Source organism: Campylobacter sp. P0109, assembly GCF_002138755.1.
GTDB lineage: Bacteria > Campylobacterota > Campylobacteria > Campylobacterales > Campylobacteraceae > Campylobacter > Campylobacter devanensis.
This window is the reverse complement of sequence record NZ_MJKK01000015.1, coordinates 1-7,570: the sequence shown is the minus strand read 5'-3', so window position 1 is coordinate 7,570 and position 7,570 is coordinate 1. Positions and strand designations below refer to the sequence as shown.

At 35.1% G+C, this 7,570-nt stretch carries 11 protein-coding genes; 8 read left to right on the top strand and 3 right to left on the bottom strand.

Annotation, left to right across the window (positions count from 1 at the left end):
- Positions 1 to 1,049 (bottom strand): UDP-4-amino-4,6-dideoxy-N-acetyl-beta-L-altrosamine transaminase (gene pseC / locus CIGNP109_RS08240; protein ID WP_086228901.1); only part of this gene is annotated, 1,049 nt, incomplete at its 3' end.
- A 9-nt stretch (positions 1,050 to 1,058) separates the two neighbouring features.
- Entirely contained in the window at positions 1,059 to 1,619 is a 561-nt protein-coding gene (gene dcd, locus CIGNP109_RS08235) for a dCTP deaminase (RefSeq protein WP_086225712.1), read from the bottom strand.
- Between the two features lie 109 nt (positions 1,620 to 1,728).
- On the opposite strand from dcd, the gene CIGNP109_RS08230 reads away from it, so the two are divergent.
- Positions 1,729 to 3,513 carry a DASS family sodium-coupled anion symporter gene (locus CIGNP109_RS08230; RefSeq protein ID WP_086228900.1) on the top strand — a complete coding sequence of 595 codons (1,785 nt, stop codon included), beginning with the start codon at positions 1,729 to 1,731 and terminating at the stop codon, positions 3,511 to 3,513.
- Positions 3,514 to 3,553: 40 nt separating this feature from the next.
- Here CIGNP109_RS08230 and CIGNP109_RS08225 read toward each other — a convergent pair whose 3' ends face one another.
- Complete coding sequence (locus CIGNP109_RS08225) at positions 3,554 to 3,817, bottom strand: hypothetical protein (protein WP_180380035.1); 264 nt, start codon at positions 3,815 to 3,817, stop codon at positions 3,554 to 3,556.
- A gap of 276 nt (positions 3,818 to 4,093) precedes the next feature.
- On the opposite strand from CIGNP109_RS08225, the gene CIGNP109_RS08730 reads away from it, so the two are divergent.
- From CIGNP109_RS08730 to CIGNP109_RS08200, 7 genes are all read left to right on the top strand, one after another.
- Positions 4,094 to 4,318: a hypothetical protein gene (locus CIGNP109_RS08730; protein ID WP_236844749.1), complete on the top strand. Its 225-nt coding sequence runs from the start codon at positions 4,094 to 4,096 to the stop codon at positions 4,316 to 4,318.
- A 70-nt stretch (positions 4,319 to 4,388) separates the two neighbouring features.
- Entirely contained in the window at positions 4,389 to 4,919 is a 531-nt protein-coding gene (locus tag CIGNP109_RS08725; protein ID WP_236847576.1) for a hypothetical protein, read from the top strand.
- Positions 4,920 to 5,037: 118 nt separating this feature from the next.
- A complete protein-coding gene (locus tag CIGNP109_RS08720) occupies positions 5,038 to 5,283 on the top strand; it encodes a hypothetical protein (protein WP_236847332.1) in 246 nt (81 codons plus the stop codon).
- A gap of 49 nt (positions 5,284 to 5,332) precedes the next feature.
- Positions 5,333 to 5,473: a hypothetical protein gene (locus tag CIGNP109_RS08715; protein ID WP_236846953.1), complete on the top strand. Its 141-nt coding sequence runs from the start codon at positions 5,333 to 5,335 to the stop codon at positions 5,471 to 5,473.
- On the top strand, positions 5,431 to 5,805 hold the full coding sequence (locus CIGNP109_RS08215; protein ID WP_236847575.1) for a CHC2 zinc finger domain-containing protein: 375 nt from the start codon (positions 5,431 to 5,433) through the stop codon (positions 5,803 to 5,805). The genes CIGNP109_RS08715 and CIGNP109_RS08215 overlap by 43 nt, the downstream gene beginning before the upstream one ends.
- Before the next feature lie 754 nt (positions 5,806 to 6,559).
- Positions 6,560 to 7,009 (top strand): acetyl-CoA carboxylase biotin carboxyl carrier protein, encoded by a 450-nt coding sequence (gene accB, locus CIGNP109_RS08205; RefSeq protein WP_086228899.1) that lies wholly within the window; start codon positions 6,560 to 6,562, stop codon positions 7,007 to 7,009.
- Positions 7,006 to 7,570: biotin carboxylase N-terminal domain-containing protein (locus CIGNP109_RS08200; protein ID WP_141081057.1), on the top strand; the 565-nt coding region annotated here is incomplete at its 3' end. The genes accB and CIGNP109_RS08200, both read left to right, overlap by 4 nt.

Sequence of the window (7,570 nt, the reverse complement as noted above, 5' to 3'; positions counted from 1 at the left end):
CTCATCATCTGATGGCACGGCAGACTAAGCTCAGCTCTATAAAAATCCTCAGCACCATCTAATCTCATCTCACCATATAAATTTTTATAAAAGCTAAATTGATAAGTTGGTTTATAATGCACTTGTACCCCAATGCCCATAGCGTGAAGTTCGTTATAGATATCCTCTTTTACGCACCATAAATTCGAATTTAAAAGCACCGGATATAGATGCCTGGCACTTCTTATATTATCTGGGATATCTATCGTTTTTAGATATTTTGAGTTTTTAAAGGCATCATCATATATCTTAGCAATCTCATAACGCCTATTTATAAACTTATCAAGCTTTTTAAGCTGACTTAGCCCCAAAGCACACGCCACATCACTTAAGCGGTAATTATAGCCTAGAGTTACCATATCCATATTCCAAGCCTGTTTTTTTATCATACCATGTGAGCGTGTGAGTCTAGCGGATTTAGCGATATTTTCATCATTAGTTAGCAAAGCCCCACCCTCAAAAGTCGTAATAGGCTTAATGGCATGAAAGCTAAATATACTCACATCAGCCAAAGTGCCAACCATCTTGCCATTAATACTACTACCCAAAGCGTGACTAGCATCATCAATAATTTTAATATCTTGCTCTTTTATTAACGCTTTGATAGCATCCATATCTACAGGATACCCACCAAAATCCACAGCGGTTATAACCTTGGTTTTATCACTTATTAACTCTTTTATAGAGGCTGGATTTATATTACCATTTAAAAGTACATCAGCAAATTTAATCCTAGCCCCACACATTATAGCAGCATTTGCGGTGGCTGCAAAGGTTATAGGGGTGGTGATAACTTCATCACCAGACCCCACACCAAGTGCGATATAAGCAGCGTGAAGTGCTGAAGTAGCTGAGTTCATCGCCACAGCAAATTTGGCTCCAGTAAGCTCACATAAAGCACTCTCAAAATCCACTACACGCTCTCCGCATGTAAGCATATCGCTTTTTAGAGCTTCTACCACGGCTTTTATATCATCATCTTCTATTTTTTGTCTGCTATAAACCATCATTTTAAACTCTTATTGCAGTATTCTTGGTAGGGTTATGCCAGTTTGGGATTGATATTTGCCATTTTTGTCAGCGTAGCTAGTCTCACAAATCTCATCTCCTTGTAAAAATAGCACCTGAGCTATCCCCTCATTTGCGTAAATTTTAGCCGGAAGTGGGGTTGTATTTGAAATTTCAATTGTGATATGACCTTTAAATCCTGGCTCAAATGGCGTTACATTGACTATTATCCCACACCTTGCGTATGTGCTTTTGCCAAGACATATAGCTAGGGTATCTCTAGGCATTATAAAATACTCCACCGTCCTAGCTAAGGCAAATGAATTTGGCGGCACAATACAGATATCACCGATAAAATCCACTACATTTTTCTCATCAAAATTTTTAGGGTCTACAACTGTACCACCTACATTTGTAAAGATTTTAAATTCATTTCCAACCCTAATATCATATCCATAACTAGAAAGCCCATAGCTGACAACGCCACGGCCTATATTCTCTTCGCAAAATGGAGTTATCATCTTGTGTTCTAAGCTCATTTGGCGTATCCATTTATCGCTTTTTAAACCCATAAATTTCCCTTTATGCAAATTTATTTAATTATATTTTATATACAATTTTAAGTTAAAGCTAAGTATTATACAATCTAGTTAATTTTGAAATGCTTAAAAAGGAGAATAAATGAGCGGACGCAAAATTCTATCTCTTGTGATTTGTGTTTTAATCGCTGCGGTGTTTTTTGTTTTACCTACGCCACATGGTCTAGAAGACAATGCGTGGCATTTTTTGGGTTTATTTATAGCTGTCATTTTGGCTATCATTTTTGCCATTATGCCACTTGGTGCGATCTGTTTGATAGCGATCGCAATCGTCGCTATTACTGGAATCACGACGCCACAAAGCACTCTTAGACAAACTCAGATCAAGACACTTACTGCATTAGCAGACAAAGTTGATATTGATAAAATGGAGTTAAAAAAACAGATTTTAAACGCTAAAATTTTAGCTCTTAAAAATGCACTAAACGATCTAAAAATCGAGATAAACTCACAAAATGAAGGTGAAAATTTGCTAAAAGAATTATCAGCTTTGCATCTTAAAAACACGACAAAAACGGCAAATTCAAAGCTTTTAGATGGTAGTGAGATTTCTGTTTTAAATAGTATTGCGTTGAATAAATTTAGTCAAAAAGAAATAGACAAAAAAGTCAAAGCTGCTGAGTGGAAACTCAAAGCCAAAACCGGTATAAACGATGCTTTAAGTGGCTTTTCAAATGCGTTAATTTGGCTCATTGTTATTTCAATCATCGTAGCTAAAGGCATCATAAAAACAGGGCTTGGCGAAAGACTTGCATATTATTTTATCTCTATTTTTGGTAAAAAAACGCTTGGAATTGCCTATTCAATCGCACTTAGCGAGACGATTTTAGCACCGGTCACGCCATCAAATACAGCTAGGGCTGGAGCTATCATAAATCCGATTGTTCAAGCGATCTCAAAAAGCTTCAAAAGTACGCCAGAAGATGGCACACAAAACAAAATCGGAACATATTTGTCACTTGTAAATTTTCAAGCAAATCCGATCAGCTCAGCAATGTTTATTACCGCAACTGCGCCAAATCCTTTGGTCGTAGATCTTGTCGCAAAAGCTACAAATTTAGATATTTCGATCAGCTGGATTCAGTGGGCTTTGGGTATGTTTGTGCCGGGAATTTTAGCGATGATGATTATGCCTTTGGTGATTTATTTTTTATCGCCACCAGAGATCAAATCCACCCCAAATGCTAGAGCTTTTGCCAAAGAAAAACTTGCACAGCTAGGTGCTATGAGACGCGATGAAAAGATTATGTTTGGCGTATTTTTATTTTTACTTATACTTTGGGCTGGTGCATTTGGATTTTTGTTTGGAATCACGCTAAATGCCACAACTATCGCATTTTTAGGTCTTAGTGTCGTGTTGGTGACTGGTGTTTTGAGTTTTGATGAAATTTTAGCCCAAAAAGCCGCATGGAATACGCTTGTTTGGTTCTCTGCACTTGTTATGATGGCAACTATGCTTGGCAAACTTGAAGTAACGACATTTTTGGCTTCAAATTTACAACAATTAGCACTAAATTTAGGTCTTGGCGAGATTTCGATTATGCTATTTTTATCGGTTGCGTTTTTGTATTCACACTACTTTTTTGCTTCGACAACTGCACATATTTCGGCAATGTTTTTTGTATTTTATAGCGCAGGTCTTGCACTTGGCGCACCACCGCTTTTGTATGCATTTATTATGATTACAGCTGGAAATGTGATGATGGGTATAACACATTATGCTACAGGAACTGCACCGGTCATCTTTGGTACTAACTACGTTAGTCTCAAAAAATGGTGGGGCATTGGTTTTGTTATGTCGGTCGTAAATATGGTCGTGATGATTTTAGCCGGTTTGGTTTGGTGGAAAGTTTTAGGATTTTATTAAATTTATGGCAAAAGTATGCGTTTTTCATACTTTTGCTATGTTAAATATTGTTTTTTACTATAAAATAAAATTGGGGATTGATGAAGTATGTTTCGTATGTTTTGACTTTCGCGTTTTTTGTAATGGTTTTGGCTAAGACCGCTAGAGTTTTCAAATTTTTGACAAATTTTTCTATACTGCGATTTTCATCTTTTACGCCCCAAATTCCCAAAGCATAGCTTGAGATAGCGACTAAAAGAACTGCAGCAAAAAGAACAATTAGCCCAAAAATAGGATCACGATATTCTATAAAAAAGAAATCCAAATGCTAAACCTAATAATCAAATTTAAAGACCATTATAGTAAATTCAAGGTATAATTTCGCTTATGATAAAATCAAGTAGTATAGAATATCATCTTTTTTTAAAAATATATTAAGAAATTAATAAAATAAATAAGTTATATTTTTAAGTAGTGACCAACAACTCTTGTCTTTTTGATTGGTGCGACAATAACGCATTATTTTTTATAAAAAAATACTGATTGTAATATTTAATCAAATCAATTAAATTCATAAATTTAAATCAATAAGGAGATTTTTATGTTCCTAAACAAAAATATCATTTTATTGCTTTTAGGCCAAGGTTTTAGTGGAACTGTTGTCTCTTTGCTAACTTTTAGTAGTGGATTAGCTGGAAAGTGGCTGCTTGATGATATTTTGTATGCTAAGGCTTGTCTGCATTGTTATAATAGTAGTTTTGCCTCGCTTCCTATCTCTGCTACGCTTTGCGGGGCTTTTATAGCTGTATTTTTTCATCAAATTTAATGCAAAAATTTGGTAGAAAAAGGTATTTTTATATGCTTCTTTGATTGGTTGTTTGGGCGCTGGTTTTGCTATGTTTTCACTAGTGTCTGGGCTATTTTATCTATTTTGTTTTGCGACTTTTTTGCTCGGATTTTTTACTGCGCTCAATCAATTTTATAGATTTTTAGCTAATGAAGCTCTAAATTTAGCTACGCAAAATGACAAAAACAGAGCTACAGCCTTTGTCGTAGCAGGCGGGATAATGGGTGGTATTTTAAGACCAAATTTGGCAAACATCGGCGCTTTGATATTTGATACACCTTTTGTTGGCTCATTTTTATTTGCGCTTTTGCTTTGTGCTATCAATTTTGCTATTACTCTGCCATTAACGCTTACTTCACCAAATACTAAAAAACAATCTCAAAAAGTCCCTTTACTAACTTGCTTAAAAGAGCCAAATTTTATTCTTGCTACGCTAGCTTGCGCTTTTGGATTTGCATTTATGACGCTTATTATGAACGCAGCACCGCTTGCGATGAGTGAATATAAATTTAGCTATGACGAAGCTAAAAGTGTGCTTGTGTGGCACTTCATAGCTATTATGCACCAAGCTTATTTTTAGCGTTTTTTATGGAAAATTTAAGTCCGTTTAGGCTTATTTTACTTGGGATTTTGTTTTATTTGATTGCTGTTTTGGTAGCACTTTTTAGCGTGAGTTTTTGAGGATTTTGGGGAGTTTAGTGCTTGTTGGTATCGGCTGGGCTTTTAGTTTTAATGGCGGAACATTTATGCTAAATGCCATAAACTCAGAGTATAAACTACGCTTACAAGGTCTAAATGCTATTAGCATTTTTGGAGCAAATTTACTAGCAAGTTCTAGCGTAGGATTTGTGCTAGCAAATGGTGGTTGGAAAGTGCTAAATTTGATTTCTTTTGGATTTATAGTGATATTTTTATCTATTATTTTCGGACTTAAAAAGATATGAGTTATAAATATGAGTTAAATTAAAGTAAATAGTTGGTATAATCCCCTTTATGATAGAACCAAGTAGTATAGAAAATTTAAAAGCCATAATAGATATAAGCGATGTCATAAGTAGCTACATACCGCTGAAAAAATCAGGTGGAACTTTGTGTGCGTATGTCCATTTCACAACGATAAAAACCCATCAATGAGCATAAGCCCTAGTAAAGGAATATTTCACTGTTTTGCTTGTAAAGCAGGTGGTGATGCTATCAAATTTATAATGGACTATGAAAAACTTAGCTATATAGAAGCGGTTGAAAAACTTGCAAATATGTATAACTTTACCCTGACTTATACGAAAGAACAAAATAGCCATAAAATAGATAAAAAAGTACTTGAAAATCTAAATTTACACTACAAAAGCCTACTTTACAAAAATCAGGAGGCACTAAACTATCTATATAATCGCAGTATAAATGACGCTATGATAGAAATCTGGGAGCTGGGCTGGGCTAGTGAGAATCAAAACACGCTAAATTGACTTCAAAATGAAAATATAGACAAGGAAGCAGCCCTACAAATGGGTGCGATAAAACAAAGCGAACACTCAAAGGTTATTTTTGCAGAATTTGGACTTAAATAACTTAGAGTGGCTTTTAGCTCCTCTTATTTTGAGTGCTAAAACTCTATGTTTTTCTTTGGTGTTGTTTATAACTATAGTTATTTTACTGGCATATTTTTTGGCATTTTACAAGGATAAATTTAAAACATTTTTTGAACTAGTTATAATGATTTTTCCACCTATTGCTACTGGATTTTTACTGCTTTACGTATTTGGTAGAAATAGCTAGTTTTTTAAATTTAGAGATAGTTTTTAGTTTCAAAGCTTTAGTTATAGCTTCATTTTTAGCAAGTCTACCGCTGTTTGTAAAGCCAATTCAAGCTGCATTTGAGAATTTCCCAAAGATCTTATTGAAGTTGGCTTGAGTATTTGAAAAAAATAGGTTTGAGATAGCTGTTTTTATTATTTTTCCAAATATCATTGGCGATATTTAATGCGGTTTATGATGGCCAAAACGAAAAAGCTCTCATTCTTAGCTCATTTATGTTTTGGATGATAGATAGACTAAAACATACGCGAACTTTTGAAGTTTGATAAATTTGGATTATTTTGATTATCTTACGCTTAAATTTAGTGTATAAATCCAAATTTTAGATATTTTTTTAAATTTAAACCAAATCTTTTACTCAAATTTGATAAAATGTAAAGTTAATTAAATTTTAGGAGAACTATTATGACAAGAGATGAGATTAAAGAGCTTATGAGCTTTTTTGATGAGACAAACATTAATAAAATTAAGATAAAAGATGGTGATTTCGTAATCGAGTTAGAAAAACATGAGCCATGCGAGCAAGTAGCCCCAGCCCCAGCTTGCCCTCCAATCCCAGCCCCAGCCCCAATCAATGTAGTAGTAAATGAAAAAACAGTAACTACTTCAACAGCAACTGATACATTAAACGCACCGATGGTAGGGACATTTTATATAGCTCCAAGTCCAGGCGCTCCAAGCTTTGTTAAGGTAGGTCAAACAGTGAAAAAAGGCGACACTATAGGCATTATAGAAGCGATGAAAATTATGAATGAGATTGAAGCTGAGTTTGATTGTAGAATTATAAAAGCCCTAATCGCAGATGGCCAGCCGGTGGAATTTGGTATGGCGTTATTTGAGGTTGAAAAACTATGAGAGAGATTAAAAGAATCCTAATAGCAAATCGTGGTGAAATAGCCCTTAGAGCACTTAGAACTATCCAAGAGATGGGCAAAGAAGCAGTTGTAGTGCATTCTACAGCTGATAAAGATGCTCTTTATGTTAAATACGCTGATGCTAGTATCTGTATAGGCGGTGCTAGAAGTAGTGAGAGCTATCTACATATCCCAGCTATTATCACAGCTTGCGAGATTAGCGAAGCTGATGCGATATTTCCAGGTTATGGATTTTTGAGTGAAAATCAAAATTTCGTAGAAATTTGCGAAAAGCACAATATCAAATTTATAGGCCCAAGCGTAGAGGCTATGGCTTTAATGAGCGATAAAAGCAAAGCCAAACAGATGATGATGAGAGCGGGAATTCCAGTTGTCCCAGGTAGTGATGGCGCTATCAAAGATATGGAAATGGCTAAAAAATTAGCTAGTGAAATTGGCTATCCTGTAATCATTAAAGCAGCTGCAGGTGGCGGTGGCCGTGGTATGAGAGTGGTAGAGAAAGAAGAGGATTTAGAAAAGAGCTTTTGGTCAGCTGAAAGCG